Source organism: Streptomyces xinghaiensis S187, assembly GCF_000220705.2.
In the GTDB taxonomy this organism is placed as follows: Bacteria; Actinomycetota; Actinomycetes; order Streptomycetales; family Streptomycetaceae; genus Streptomyces; species Streptomyces xinghaiensis.
In genome coordinates, this window is sequence record NZ_CP023202.1 from 4,880,019 (window position 1) to 4,893,420 (window position 13,402).

Annotated in this window: 9 protein-coding genes; 4 read left to right on the top strand and 5 right to left on the bottom strand. The window is 70.9% G+C overall.

All coding sequences use genetic code 11. From position 1 onward, the window contains the following. Window positions 1-425 precede the first annotated feature (425 nt). Both SXIN_RS20890 and SXIN_RS20895 read left to right on the top strand, forming a co-directional pair. Window positions 426-3,329, top strand: a complete 2,904-nt coding sequence (locus tag SXIN_RS20890; RefSeq protein ID WP_095758122.1) for an alpha/beta fold hydrolase — start codon at window positions 426-428, stop codon at window positions 3,327-3,329. A gap of 281 nt (window positions 3,330-3,610) precedes the next feature. Continuing rightward, window positions 3,611-4,423 carry an ABC transporter permease gene (locus SXIN_RS20895; protein ID WP_050931140.1) on the top strand — a complete coding sequence of 271 codons (813 nt, stop codon included), beginning with the start codon at window positions 3,611-3,613 and terminating at the stop codon, window positions 4,421-4,423. A gap of 44 nt (window positions 4,424-4,467) precedes the next feature. Here the strand turns inward: SXIN_RS20895 and SXIN_RS20900 are convergent, their stop codons facing one another. The 5 genes from SXIN_RS20900 to SXIN_RS20915 all read right to left on the bottom strand — a co-directional run bounded on the left by SXIN_RS20900 (window position 4,468) and on the right by SXIN_RS20915 (window position 9,675). Next, window positions 4,468-5,010 (bottom strand): flavoprotein, encoded by a 543-nt coding sequence (locus SXIN_RS20900; protein ID WP_019711353.1) that lies wholly within the window; start codon window positions 5,008-5,010, stop codon window positions 4,468-4,470. A 124-nt stretch (window positions 5,011-5,134) separates the two neighbouring features. Continuing rightward, window positions 5,135-5,647, bottom strand: coding sequence for a DinB family protein (locus SXIN_RS20905; protein ID WP_039823889.1), 513 nt, complete (start codon window positions 5,645-5,647; stop codon window positions 5,135-5,137). Window positions 5,648-5,833: 186 nt separating this feature from the next. Further along, a complete protein-coding gene (locus tag SXIN_RS31325) occupies window positions 5,834-6,277 on the bottom strand; it encodes a hypothetical protein (protein WP_157916322.1) in 444 nt (147 codons plus the stop codon). A 626-nt stretch (window positions 6,278-6,903) separates the two neighbouring features. Then, a complete protein-coding gene (locus tag SXIN_RS32940; protein ID WP_337589372.1) occupies window positions 6,904-7,866 on the bottom strand; it encodes an RHS repeat-associated core domain-containing protein in 963 nt (320 codons plus the stop codon). A gap of 696 nt (window positions 7,867-8,562) precedes the next feature. Then, entirely contained in the window at window positions 8,563-9,675 is a 1,113-nt protein-coding gene (locus SXIN_RS20915) for a PucR family transcriptional regulator (RefSeq protein WP_019711349.1), read from the bottom strand. Between the two features lie 231 nt (window positions 9,676-9,906). Here SXIN_RS20915 and SXIN_RS20920 point away from each other — a divergent pair, with 231 nt between their 5' ends. Further along, window positions 9,907-10,524, top strand: coding sequence for a hypothetical protein (locus SXIN_RS20920; RefSeq protein ID WP_039823887.1), 618 nt, complete (start codon window positions 9,907-9,909; stop codon window positions 10,522-10,524). Window positions 10,525-10,720: 196 nt separating this feature from the next. Continuing rightward, a complete protein-coding gene (locus tag SXIN_RS20925) occupies window positions 10,721-12,790 on the top strand; it encodes an SPFH domain-containing protein (protein ID WP_095757358.1) in 2,070 nt (689 codons plus the stop codon). Window positions 12,791-13,402 lie beyond the last annotated feature (612 nt).

Sequence of the window (13,402 nt, forward strand, 5' to 3'; positions counted from 1 at the left end):
CGAAATCGACACCCCGGACCGCTCGGATGAAGAATCCCTCGGCCTGTCCAGGCCGTCTACCGGCCGAACCCCCGTACGGACATCTCAGAACGGAGATTCGCCGTGGTCACTCAGGGATGCTCTCATCAGCCCACCGGATGACAGTACCGTTTCGAAGAAGTCCCCCCATCATGCACGTCCGGTGCGGGTACCGCAGTGCGCCGCCCTCGTGAATCGGCCGCCGGGGTTACGGACGGGGCTGGGCCTGGACCGAACGGGCGTTCCGTCGTGGTGGTCCGTGCCGACGCGCTTCCCGGCCGCACGCCGCGTACCGCGTTCGCTGTACGCCCCCTCCGGGATGTACGCCGCAGAGAGGGGATGCGCGGGGACGCGGGTCATACCCGGGGGCAGGTGTGAAGCCCATGGCGCTGCGTAGGCTCAAGGGCATGGATTCTCGACAGTCCCGGACTCCCGGGCCGCTCAGGCTGCCCCGGCCGCTCCGGCTGCTCCGGCCGCCCCGAGGCCGGGGACGGCTGGCCGCCGGAGCGGTGGCGGTGGCCCTCGTGGCGGGCGCGGGCACCTGGGCCGCCGTCGCCGGCGAACCGGCCGCCGTGCACCGCGCGGACCGGTATCTGACGATGCCCGCCCCCGGCGGCGACGCGGACGGAGACGGCGAGGGCGCCGCGGCCCGCCGCAACGTGCGGATCGACACCTCCTTCTACACCTCCGGCCCCGCCTCCGAGCGGCGTCCCGCGGTCCTGCTCGGACACGGCTTCGGCGGCAGCAAGAGGGACCTGCACGAGCAGGCCGAGGGCCTGGCCCGGGACGGTTACGCCGTCCTCACCTGGTCGGCGCGCGGCTTCGGGAAGTCCACCGGCCGGATCGGGCTCAACGACAAGGAGAACGAGGTCGCCGACGTGCGGCGGCTCGTGGACTGGCTGGCGACCCGCCCCGAGGTCCGGCTCGACGCCGACGGCGACCCGCGCGTCGGCATCGCCGGAGCCTCGTACGGCGGCGCGATCTCGCTGCTCGCCGCCGGGCACGACCAGCGCATCGACGCCATCGCCGCCCAGAACACCTACTGGGACCTCTCCGAGGCGCTCTTCCCCGACGGCGTCTTCAAGAAGCTCTGGTCCGGCATCTTCTTCACCACCGGCTCGACCCCCGTCCCCACCGACATGGGCCCGTCCCCCGAGGACGCGCCGGACGGCGGCGGAGCCGGCCAGGGCACGGGCGGCGCGGGTGACACGGGCGCCACCGGCGGAGGCGGCGGGGGCCGGGCCCCCGAGGCGCCCTTCCAGCCGGAGCCCGTCACCGGGGACCGCTCCTGCGGGCGCTTCGAGACGGCGCTGTGCGAGATGTACGAACGGGTCGCCGTCGCCGGGAAGCCGGACGCGGAGGCCGAGAAGCTGCTGCGGGAGCGCAGCCCCGTCACCGTCGGCGACCGCATCAAGGCCCCCACCCTCGTCCTCGGCGGGCAGGCCGACTCCCTCTTCCCGCTGAGCCACGCCGACGCCATGGCCCGGCAGATCAAGGAGAACGGCGCGCCCGTCTCCGTCGACTGGCTCGCGGGCGGACACGACGGCGGTGACCAGGAGACCGAACGGGTCCGGCAGCGCGTCGGCGCCTGGTTCGACCGGCACCTCAAGGGCGACGAGAAGGCGGACACCGGGGCCGCCTTCCGGGTCAGCCGCACCGGAGGCTTCGACTCCACCAACGGCCGGGTCCAGCTGAGCGGCGCCACCGGCGGCCACTACCCCGGCCTCGACGGCGACAAGACCCGCACGGTCCGGATCACCGGACGCGAACAGACCGCGGCCAACCCGGCCGGCGGCACCCCAGCCGCCGTCTCCTCCGTACCCGGCCTCTCCGGCGCGGCGGCCCAGCTGACGGCCTTCGGCGCCGGCGTGGCCCTGGACTTCCCCGGCCAGGCCGCGGCGTTCGACTCGGAACCGCTCACCTCCGCCGTCCGCGTCACCGGCGCCCCGACGGCCCGGGTGCGTGTCGCGTCGGACACGGAGGACGCGGTGCTCTTCGCCAAGGTGTACGACGTGGGGCCCGGCGGCAGCCAGCTGCTGCCCTCCCAGCTCGTCGCCCCCGTACGGGTCGAGGGAGCGGGCGAGGGCGACGGCCGCACCGCAGAGCTGCGCCTCCCCGTCATCGACCACAAGTTCGAGGCCGGGCACCGTATGCGGCTCGTCCTCTCTGCCACCGACATGGGCTACGCCTCACCCCTGGAGCCCGCCGAGTACCGCGTCTCCCTGGCGGACACCGACCTCACCGTGCCCACGGCCCCCGGCCTGGCCGGCGAGAACAGCGCCCTGCCCGCCTGGGTCTGGGGCCTGCCGCTCGCGGGCGCCGCCCTCGGCGCCGTCCTGCTGCTCACCGGCCGCCGCCGCGTCACCACCCCCGCGCCCGACCCGGCGCTCGTCGGCGTACCGCTGGAGATCACCGGACTCGGCAAGCGCTACGCCAAGTCGGCCGACCGGTACGCCGTCCAGGACCTCTCCTTCCGGGTCGAACGCGGCCAGGTGCTCGGCCTCCTCGGGCCCAACGGCGCCGGCAAGACCACCACCCTCCGGATGCTCATGGGGCTCATTACCCCCGACGCGGGCGAGATCCGCGTCTTCGGGCACGCGATCCGGCCCGGCGCGCCCGTGCTCTCCCGGGTGGGCGCGTTCGTCGAGGGCCCCGGCTTCCTGCCGCACCTCTCCGGCCGCGCCAATCTGGAGCTGTACTGGCAGGCCACCGGCCGCCCCGCCGACGAGGCGCACCTGGATGAGGCCCTGGAGATCGCCGGACTCGGCGACGCCCTGGAGCGCGCCGTCCGGACGTACTCGCAGGGCATGCGGCAGCGGCTGGCCATCGCCCAGGCCATGCTCGGCCTGCCGGACCTGCTGATCCTCGACGAACCGACCAACGGCCTCGACCCGCCACAGATCCGGGAGATGCGGAACGTCATGGTCCGCTACGCGGCCGGCGGCCGGACGGTGATCGTCTCCAGCCACCTCCTGGCCGAGGTCGAACAGACATGCACGCATCTGGTCGTCATGGACCGGGGCCGGCTCGTCAGCGCCGGACCGGTCGCGGAGATCACCGGCTCGGGCGACACCCTGCTGGTGGGCGTCGCGGGCGGACCGGTGTCCGACGAGAGCGTGGACGCGGTGGCGGCCCTCAAGGGCGTGGACTCCGTGGTCCGCGCCGAGGAAGGGCTGCTGGTCCGGCTCGACGGCATGACCGCCTCGCAGCTCCTGCCCGAACTCGTACGGCTCGGCATCCCCGTCGACCGGGTCGGCCCGCACCGCCGCCTGGAGGACGCCTTCCTGACCCTGATCGGAGGTGCCGCATGACCGGCCCGACGGAACGACCCGCAGGCGGCGCACCGGACCCGGAAGCCGCGGCCGCGAACGGCGACGGCGGCAAGCCGCCCGCCGGAACGGCGAACGGCGCGACGCGCGCCGGGGCAGCGAGCTCCGGGACCGTGAAAGCCGGTGCGGCCAACGGCGCGACGGCGAACGGAACCACGGCCACGGCCGCCGGGGCCGCCTCCACCGCCGTCGCGGAACGGGAGCCCGCCCCGACCGGCGGCGCCGCCCCCGAGACGGCCCCCGGCTACCGCCCCCGGCACACCCTGCCCCTGCGGGTGGAGGCGGTACGGCAACTGAGCCGCCGCCGGACGCTCGTCGTCTACGGCATCCTCGCCGCCCTGCCGTTCATCCTCATCGCGGCCTTCGCCATCGGCGGGGACCCCGACGAGCGCGGCGGCAACGGCCGCATCTCCCTGATCGACACGGCCACCGCCTCCGGCCTCAACTTCGCCATGGCATGCGTGTTCGTCTCGGCGGGCTTCCTACTGGTGGTGCCGGTGGCGCTGTTCTGCGGGGACACGGTCGCGTCCGAGGCGAGCTGGTCGTCCCTGCGCTATCTGCTGGCGTCACCGGTGCCGCGCTCGCGACTGCTGCTGAGCAAGCTCACCGTGGCCCTGCTGTTCAGCGCGGCCGCGATGATCCTGCTGCCACTGGTCGGCCTGCTGGCGGGCACGGCGGTGTACGGCTGGGGCGGCCTGGAGCTGCCGACCGGGGGTTCGCTCGACCCGGGCACGGCGCTGGTGCGCCTGTCGATCGTCGTCGCGTTCGTCTTCGTCAGCCAACTGGTCACCGCCGGCCTGGCGTTCTGGCTCTCCACCGTCACGGACGCCCCGCTGGGCGCGGTCGGCGGCGCGGTCGGCCTGACCATCGTCGGCAACGTCCTCGACGCGGTGACGGCCCTTGGCGACTGGCGCCAGTTCCTGCCCGCGCACTGGCAGTTCGCCTGGGCCGACGCGCTCCAGCCCCAACTGGAGTGGGGCGGCATGGCCCGCGGCGCCGCCGTCTCCACGGCCTACGCCCTGGTCCTCTTCGCCCTGGCCTTCCGCCACTTCCGCGCCAAGGACGTGGTGTCCTGACGGGAGAGAGCGGGCCGGGCGGCCCGCTCTCTCCCTCCTCCGTCTCATCCGTGGGCGGATGCCGCGGCCTCCAGCGCGAGGTGCCACGGATAGTCCTCCGGGCGCCCCTCGCCGGGCTGGTCGGGGACGAACCCGTCCTCGCCGTAGAGCACCCGTACGCCCATGGCGCGCAGCGTCGCGACGCTGCAGTCGAACTGCCGGTGCCGGATGAGCGCCGTGTTGACGCAGGGCATGGTGATCAGCGGAAGGCCCTTCCCGATGGCCTCGGCCACGAGACCCACCACGAACTTGTCCGTGATCCCCAGAGCCCACTGGTTCAGCGTGTTGAAGGTGGCGGGCGCCAGGATCACCGCGTCCGCGGGCGGCCAGGTATCGGGCTCACCGGGAAGCTTGTACCGGCTGCGGACCGGGTGGCCGGTCAGCGCCTCCAGCTCCGTCAACCGGTCACCGAGCCACCGCGCGGCAGTCGGGGTGAGCCCCAGGCAGACGTCCCAGCCCACGGCCTGGGCACGCTTGATGACGGCGCCGACGCCGAGCACGGGCGGCGCGGCGCTGCCCAGCAGATACAGGACCCGGTTCGTGGTCATGACCGCAAGTGCACCGCGCGCGACCGGCAACGGCAAGCACCACTCCTCCGGTCGCCGTGGGCGGCAAGGGCCCCGAAGCGTGCGTGCGGCCAGGTCAGGTCAGGTCAGGTCAGGTCGGCGGTGGTCAGTAGTAGCCCTTGGAGCCGTCCAGGAGTTCGCGGATGATGTCCATGTGGCCTGCGTGGCGGGCGGTTTCCTCGGTCATATGGAGGAGCATCCAGCGCAGGCTGGCCCGGGCCGAGGTGAAGTCGGGGTGGCGGCCGGTCTCGTCGAGGGCGTGGGCGGCGATGATCTCGTCCGAGATCCGGCACTGCCGGTCGTAGTCGGCGAGGAGCTGTGCCAGGGGTATGCCCTCGGCCCTCATGTCGGCGTCTTCCGGGTCCTCGGAGAACTGCGGTCCGTCGGCCGGGCGGCCGAGGAAGAGCACCTCGAACCAGGTCTGCTCGGTCCAGCGCAGATGGGAGACGATGCCGGCCATCGTCATCAGCGGTGACGCCGGCAGAAGTGAGCGATGGGCGTCGGCGTCCGACAGCCCCTCGCACTTCATATGGACGATCGCGCGCTGCATGTCGAACCAGCCGAGAAGCTGGGTCCGTTCATCCGCCGAGAAGGGAGGGCGCTCACGAGGAGGAGTCATGAGCGGCGACAATACCCGGCGGCGGGTCGCCGCCGCATGAGGTTTTCCGCAAGCTGCTCGAATGTTCACCAGAAAAAGGGAGCGGCCAGGGAGCACAGGAACGCGTAGAGGGTGGGAGAATCTGGCCGTGCCGAGGGCGGATAGCCAGAGTGTGCCCAACCCCCGATATCCCTGAGCCGCTCGCTATCAGGCGAATACTGTCGCCATTGTGCCTGCAATACATCCCAGGACCAGCGCGATGTCGGCGGACCAGCACCGGCGGAATTTCTGCTGTCCCTCGGTCCTGGCGGCAGGTTCCCGGCCATTATCACGCAGGTATTCTCGGATCTTTGTAGCGGCTCGCTCGCTGGTTTTGAAATATGTGTCAACCAGCGAGCCGCCGAACGCCAGTGGACGGATTTCCTTCCCTGGACGTGTCCTTATCCTGAGACTGCCACTTGAGGATATTTCGACGTCCATAATACTTCCGTTCGGGAGCGAATGGACGATGAGTGGGTTCTCGACGAGCACTTGTCCTTGCATAAGAACAATGCGACAACTGCCAATTCGCCTTACCGTAGCGGTCACGGCACAAAAGATCGCAAAGACCAGCCAGGCGTCCTGAAATTTTCCACGATCCAGCGATGCCATCAGACCAAACAGGTATATTAGCCAGATGGCAGAGAGGGCCATCCATGTCAACAAGGACCATGACCGGCGGCGCAGAACGCGCCTTTCTCGTCGAGTGGCCACAACGCCAGTCCGTCGTCCAAGCATTTAGCATCCCTTACCGGTCAATGCACTTGCAGATCCAGCGCCACAGAATCCCCACGAAAGCTGCGAGTTCACTCCCACGTTGAGCGCTGTTCTACTGCGGTCAATAACTTCCACCGACTGCGTCGCCCAGCCCTTGCGCCCGCCACCCGGGCCCGTTCCATACCCCATCTTTGACCGGTGGGTCGGAACCTTCACCCTGGCTCGCGCAACGGCGTTCCCGAAGAAGGCGTTCCCCCAATTGTGCGCCCCCATGGCCCGGGCGGCTCCACCAGCCACGAGTCCCCCACCGACGGTCCAGGCGAGTGACCTTAGGTAGCCTGCGCGATCAAACTCCCCAGTGATGGCCCAATCGCCTCCGTATGCGACTGATGCCCCAGCAACGCCGACAAGCACACAGGCACCTGCTGAGACTACGAGGCATGCCCCAAACCCTACGACGGCAATTCCGGTCTTTATTTCATCCCAGTGATCACTGGTCCACTGGACGACACCTGAATTCTTCACGCTATCCCAGAAACCTTGTTCTTTTTCGTTTTTCTTCTGTTGGGCTTCGCTTTGCGTTCGCGTTGGATGCGCTTTTGTTTTTCGATGGCGGCGGTGGGGGCGGTGACGCCTTGGTTTTTGGTGTAGACGTGCTGGTAGCCGGTGTTCTGCTGGATGGTGTAGTTGGGGGAGATGGTGCCGCCGCGGGCTTGGGTTTCTCTTTCGTAGTTGTTGCCGAATTCGACTTTTTGGAGGTCGCCGGTGCCGCCGGGTCCGTTGGTGCAGTTGTATTGGCCGCTGGCGCATTCGTCGTAGGCTTCGCCGGTGGGGTCGGCGTAGGTGGCGGGGTTGTTGTTGCCGTAGGTGTAGGGGTTGTGCTGGGTGGGGTCGTTGGTGAGGAGGAGGGGGTCGACGGACAGGAAGCGGCCCAGGTCGGGATCGTACTCGCGGGCGCCGAGGTGGGTGAGGCCGGTGGGGTCGGTGGTGCCGCCGAGGAAGCCGCGGTCGCCGGGCCAGTTGGAGGTGCCGCTGTTGTTGCGGGGGTTGCCGAAGGGGAGTTGTTTGCGGCGGGTGACGGCTTGGCCGGCGCCCCAGGCGACGGCGATCAGTGCGGTGCCCTGGCGGTCGCCGAAGAGGAAGTGGATGCCGGAGCTGTTGCGGACGGCGATGGTCTCGCCGGCGTGGGTGTAGTAGCGGGCGGCGGTCTTCGTGCCGGTACTGGTGGTCTTCAGTTCGTTGCCGCCGGGGAGGTAGGCGGTGGTGGAGCCGTCGGCTTCTTTGGCGAGGAGGCGGTTGCCGGAGGAGTCGTAGAGGTATTCGGTGGTCTTGCCGTTCTCGGTGAGGGTGGCGAGCCTGCCCTCCGGGCTCCAGGTGAGCTGCTGGTTCCGGGGGTCGCCGGGGCGTGAAATGGCGTGCGCGATGAGGGATCTGATTGTGAATGGGTCGGCGCGGCTCGGGCGTGTCCGCCCTCCCCTAACGATGCCCTAAGTGAAGGACTGGCATGTTGGAACCGATTATTCTCGGCGTCGTTTGCTGCTTGATGGGCCTCACCCTCTGGAATAATTGGCTATCGGTTATGGATCTACTCGTTCCCAGAGATCTCACTTCGCCGCATGTGAAACGAATGCGTCCCCTGATCCGTGCCGTCACCCGAGTGGGAGGGGCAATTTTCACGGGAATCGGCTTGGCGTTGCTCACGTTCGCTGCCGTAAAGTTCATCGATCGTTTCATGGGAGTCTGATGGTATTTCTTGTTTTTCTGTCTTTGTTCTTCCCTCTGGGAGTCTTCATTCTTCTCAACCCGTCAGGTAGAGCGAACAGTTACAAGGTGGCTCTGTCGAAGGTGGGTGTGGGGCCGCGGATGCTTACCTGCATATCCATGGGATGGGTGGCCGCAGGCTCCTTGGGTATCATCGGGCTTTTTGTTCTTCTCGGCTAATGACCGATTCGGCACTTCGTCTGGTGCCTGGCGAATCGTGGATGAGCAGGTCGGTGCCGTGGTGATGGGTGCCTGAGCCACAACCGCCGCAGTGCGCTGCTGAAGACCGTGGTCACGCCAAGTGGAAAGCCGAGGTCAGCTGATGCTCTCCCCGTTCCCCTCAGCGTGGCGTGGGTTTCTGTCCGCATCGGGCCGGGGCCCTCGGCGCCGGCCGTGCTGCTGGTGCTCGGTCCGGACGGTCAGAGTTTCTGCGCCGGCCAGTCCAGGAGGCGGGCGCCTATCACCGCCGTCTGGAGGGTGTAGCGGTGCATCGGGTCGGACGGGTCGGAGCCGGTGAGTTCGTGGATGCGAGCCAGGCGGTAGGTGAGGGCGCGGACGCTGAGGGAGAGACGGCGGGCCGTCTCCGCGGCCACGCAGCCCGCGTCGAAGTACGCGGAGAGGGTGCGCAGCATCGGCTCGGCGCCGCCGCGGGCCTGCTCCAGCGGGCCGAGGGTGGTGCGAACCAGGTCGGCCATGGCCTGCCGGTCGCGGGTCAGCACCGGGTAGACGAGCAGGTCGGCGGCGCGCAGCAGGGGGCCCGGGAGGCCCATGCGGTCGGCCAGTTCGAGGGCGGTGAGCGCCTCCTCGTAGCTGTGGACGACGCCGCCCGGCCCGGGGTGGGAGCGTCCGACGGCCACCCGCTCCGTTCCGCCGCCGCCCATGGCGACGTGGGCCTGCTTGGCGAAGTGGCGGACGACCTCCTCGTGGTTGCCGGGTGCCACCAGGACGATCCGGCCGTCCTTCGTTGTCAGCAGGATGCGCCGGTCCCCGAAGCGGGAGAGCAGCGCCGCCTCCACGCGCCGCGTCACCGAGTGGGTCTCGTCGTAGAGGTCCGGGCCGTCGGCGACGGCGACGGTGTGCTCGTGCGCCAGGCGCAGGCCGAGCCGTTCCGCGCGTTCCGCGAGGCGGCCGAGGTCGCTGCGGCCGTAGAGGAGGTCGTCGATGAACTCCCGGCGGGCCGCCTCCTCCTGGCGGACGGCGAGGCGCTGGGCGCGTTCGTAGCCCTCGGCCACGGCGTCGATGGTCTGGTGGGTGGCGGCCAGGACGCAGTCCACGACGGTGCGCAGCTCCCGCATGCCGTTCGCGGCCGTGGCGCCGGGCAGGGCGGACCAGCCGGTGCGGGTCGCGTCGAGATGCTCCGCGACCAGCCGGCGCAGGCCGTAGCCCCGTTCGGCGGCGCGTTCGCCGGCCCGCCGCCGGGAGCCGAGTTCGTCGCGGGTGAGGCGGCGGCCGGTGGCGGAGACCTCGGCGAGTATCTCGGCGTACCCGGCCAGGAACTCGTCCCGGCCCGGCTCTTCCTCCTGCGGTGTCACGGGTCCCCCTCCACTGTGCTCATGCCGCACCGGGGTTCGCGGAGCGGCGCCTCCCGGCATGGGATCAACCGTAAAGGTTGCCGGATTCCGGCAATGTGCCGGGTCGGGTTCGGCTGCCAGTATGGGTGCCACGGGGAAACGGGGGCTGCCCCGGTGCCGGACTCCGGAAGGGATCCGGCACCGGGGCTGTGCTTCCCCGTTACGGTGCGCGGAGCGAGAGGACGGAACCCGGTGGCTGAATTCCTGGCGGCGGCAGTGGCCTTCCCGACCGTGCTGTTCAGCTCCGCGGTCCTCGTGATCGCCGCCTTCTGGCTGCTGGTGGGGATCGGCACGGCCGAGCACGACATCTTCGACGGGGACGTGGACTCCGGGGCGCTGGGCCTCGGTGGGGTCCCGGTCGCCGTGGCCTTCTCGCTGCTGGTGCCGGTCGCCTGGCTCACCAGCCTCACCGGCACCGTCCTCCTGGACCACACGGGCCTCGCCGGCCTCGGCCGCGGAGCCGCCTCGGTGGGTCTGCTGGCCGGAGCACTGCTGCTCTCCTGGTGCCTGACCGCGCTGCTGGCGCGGCCGCTGCGCCGGGTCTTCGCGGCCGGGCCGGAGCCGTCCCGGCAGGACTTCGTCGGGCTCACCTGCACCATCCGCACCGGTTCGGTCGGCCCCGGCTTCGGCCAGGCGGAGGTGGCCGCGCGGGACGGCTCCACCGCCCTCGTACAGGTCCGGCAGAACGGCCGGGATCCCGGGCTCACCGCCGGGTCCACCGCGCTGCTCTACGCCTATGACGAGGAACGGGAGTTCTTCTGGGCCGCGCCGTACGATCCGGCGCTCGATCCCCGGAGTACCGCCGCCTGACGGCCGTACCGCGACCGCCGGTCCGCCGGCCCCGAGACCCCGGCCATGAGGCTCCGGTGCGCGGAGCCCGCTCTGCCCTGCCCTTCTCCGCCCCGGCCCGGGAGTGCCGTGCCGCCGTGCCGGCCTCCGCCGCACCGGCCGCGCGCCGCCCCGCTGTTCTTTCCGCTCAACTCATCTCTGCCGCAAGGGACTTCCGATGGATGCCATCAGTCTGGGCATCGGCGTGTTCATCGCCGTCGTGCTCCTCGTCGTCATCGCGCTCGTCTTCGTCATCAGCCGGCTGTTCCGCAAGGTGGAGCAGGGCAAGGCGCTGATCGTCTCGAAGATGCGCAAGGTCGACGTCACCTTCACCGGGCAGGTCGTGCTGCCCGTGCTGCACCGGGCCGAGATCATGGACATCTCGGTGAAGACCATCGAGATCGGCCGCACCGGCCGCGAGGGGCTGATCTGCCGGGACAACATCCGGGCCGACATCCGGATCTCGTTCTTCGTTCGGGTCAACAAGACCGTGGAGGACGTCATCAAGGTCGCCCAGGCGATCGGAACCGAACGCGCCAGCGACCGCGCGACGCTCCAGGAACTCTTCAACGCCAAGTTCTCCGAGGCGCTCAAGACCGTCGGCAAGCAGCTCGACTTCGCCGACCTCTACACCAAGCGCGACGAGTTCCGGGACCGGATCATCCAGGTCATCGGCACCGACCTCAACGGCTACAGCCTGGAGGACGCGGCCATCGACTACCTGGAGCAGACCCCGCTCCAGCAGCTCGACCCCGCCAACATCCTCGACGCCCAGGGCATTCGCAAGATCACCGAGCTGACCGCCATCGAGCACGTCCGCACCAACGAGTTCCAGCGGCAGGAGGAGAAGGAGATCACCCGCCAGAACGTGGACGCCCGGGAGGCCGTCCTCGAACTGGAGCGCCGGCAGGCGGACGCCGAGATCAAGCAGCGCCGGGAGATCGAGACCGTACGGGCCCGCGAGGAGGCCGAGACCGCGCGCGTCATGGAGGAGGAGCGGCTGCGCTCCCAGGCCGCGTTCCTGCGCACCGAGGAGCAGCTCGGCATCCAGCGGGAGAACCAGCAGCGCGAGGTGGAGGTCGCGGGCAAGAACCGCGAGCGGGTCATCGCCATCGAGTCCGAGCGGATCGAGAAGGACCGGCTGCTGGAGGTCATCGCCCGGGAGCGGGAGACCCAGCTCACCCGGATCGCCGCCGAGAAGGAGGTCGAGGCCGAGAAGCGGGACATCGCCGAGGTGATCCGGGAGCGCGTCGCCGTCGACCGCACCGTCGCCGAGCAGGAGGAGAGCATCAAGCGGCTGCGCGCCGTCGAGGAGGCCGAGCGGGAGCGGCAGGCCCTGGTCATCGCCGCCGAGGCGCAGGCGCAGGAGAGGCTCGTCAAGGACATCAAGGCCGCCGAGGCCGCGGAGCAGGCCGCCGCGCACCGGGCCGCGGAGGAGCTGACGCTCGCGGAGGCCCGCCAGAAGACGGCGGAGATGGACGCCCGCGCCAAGGCCCGCCTCGCCGAGGGCATCCAGGCCGAGGAGGCCGCCGCCGGACTGGCCCGGGTGCAGGTGCGGGAGAAGGAGGCCGAGGCCATCGAGAAGACCGGGCTGGCCGAGGCGCAGGCCACCGAGGCGCGGCTGCGGGCCGAGGCGGAGGGGGCCCGGGCGCGGGCGCTGGCCGAGGCCGAGGCCGTCGGGAGCAAGCTGAAGGCGGAGGCCGAGGGGCTCACCGAGAAGGCGGCCGCCATGGCGGCGCTCGACGCCGCGTCCCGGGAGCACGAGGAGTACCGGCTGCGGCTGGAGGCGGAGAAGGACATCCGGCTGGCCGGCCTGGAGACGCAGCGGCAGGTGGCCGAGGCGCAGGCGACGGTGCTGGCCACCGGTCTGGAGAGCGCGGACATCTCCATCGTCGGCGGCGAGAGCGCCTTCTTCGACCGGATCGCGGGCGCGGTCACGCTCGGCAAGAGCGTCGACGGGTTCGTGGCCAACTCCGGGACGGCGCGGGCGCTGGCCGGGCCGTGGCTGAACGGCGAGGCGTCCTTCACCGAGGACCTCACCCGCGTCCTGGGCTCGGTGGGCGCGGCCGACGTACGGGATCTGACGGTGTCGGCGCTGCTGATGAAGCTCATGAAGGCCGGTGGCGGCGAGGGCGCCCGGGCTGGCGGCCTCCGCGAACTCCTCGACACGGCCGAGCGGCTGGGCCTGGCGGATCTGCCGGTGGCTGGCCCCGCCCTGAACGGGGCGGGGGCGAAGGCCGCCGCGTAGCGCGGCACGGCGCGCGCCCCGGACGGGGGTCGGGGCGCGCGCCCTGCCGCGGGGGACGGGACCGGGCGGCGCCCCGCGGCCGCCGGCACGGGGACGGCGAGCCGCCGTTATGGGGGAGCCGCCCGGTGGCCGGCGCCGGGAGCGGCGCGGCCGGTCAGGACTCCGGCGGCTCTGGTGCCGCCGGGAGGGGGAGGGCACGGCGGAGGACGACGGGGGTGTTGTCCGCCGTGCCGCTCGCCCAACAGGACCCGAGGAGACGTGCTGTTGGCCCGCTACCGGACGGCGGCTGGGCCGGCGGACGGTGGCCGTTCCGGAACGGTGGTGGGCGGGGCACGACGGGGGTGTGCCCCGCCCACCACCGGGGCGGCGATCGGCACCAGCCCGGCCCAGTCCCGGCCGGTGGCCCGCACGGGGCCGGTGACGGCGCGCCAGTCGGTCGTGGCGGAACCGGCCCGGTCCATGGGCCGGAGCCCGCCGCCGGTGGCGGGACCACACAGCGGAGCCTCGCACGGATGTGCGGAAAACGGTGGGTGCGGCCCCGCCGTGACGGAAGCAGGACCCGGCCGGGACGGACCGGCGGGCGGAACGGGCTGAGAGGTCGATGTGGGCACG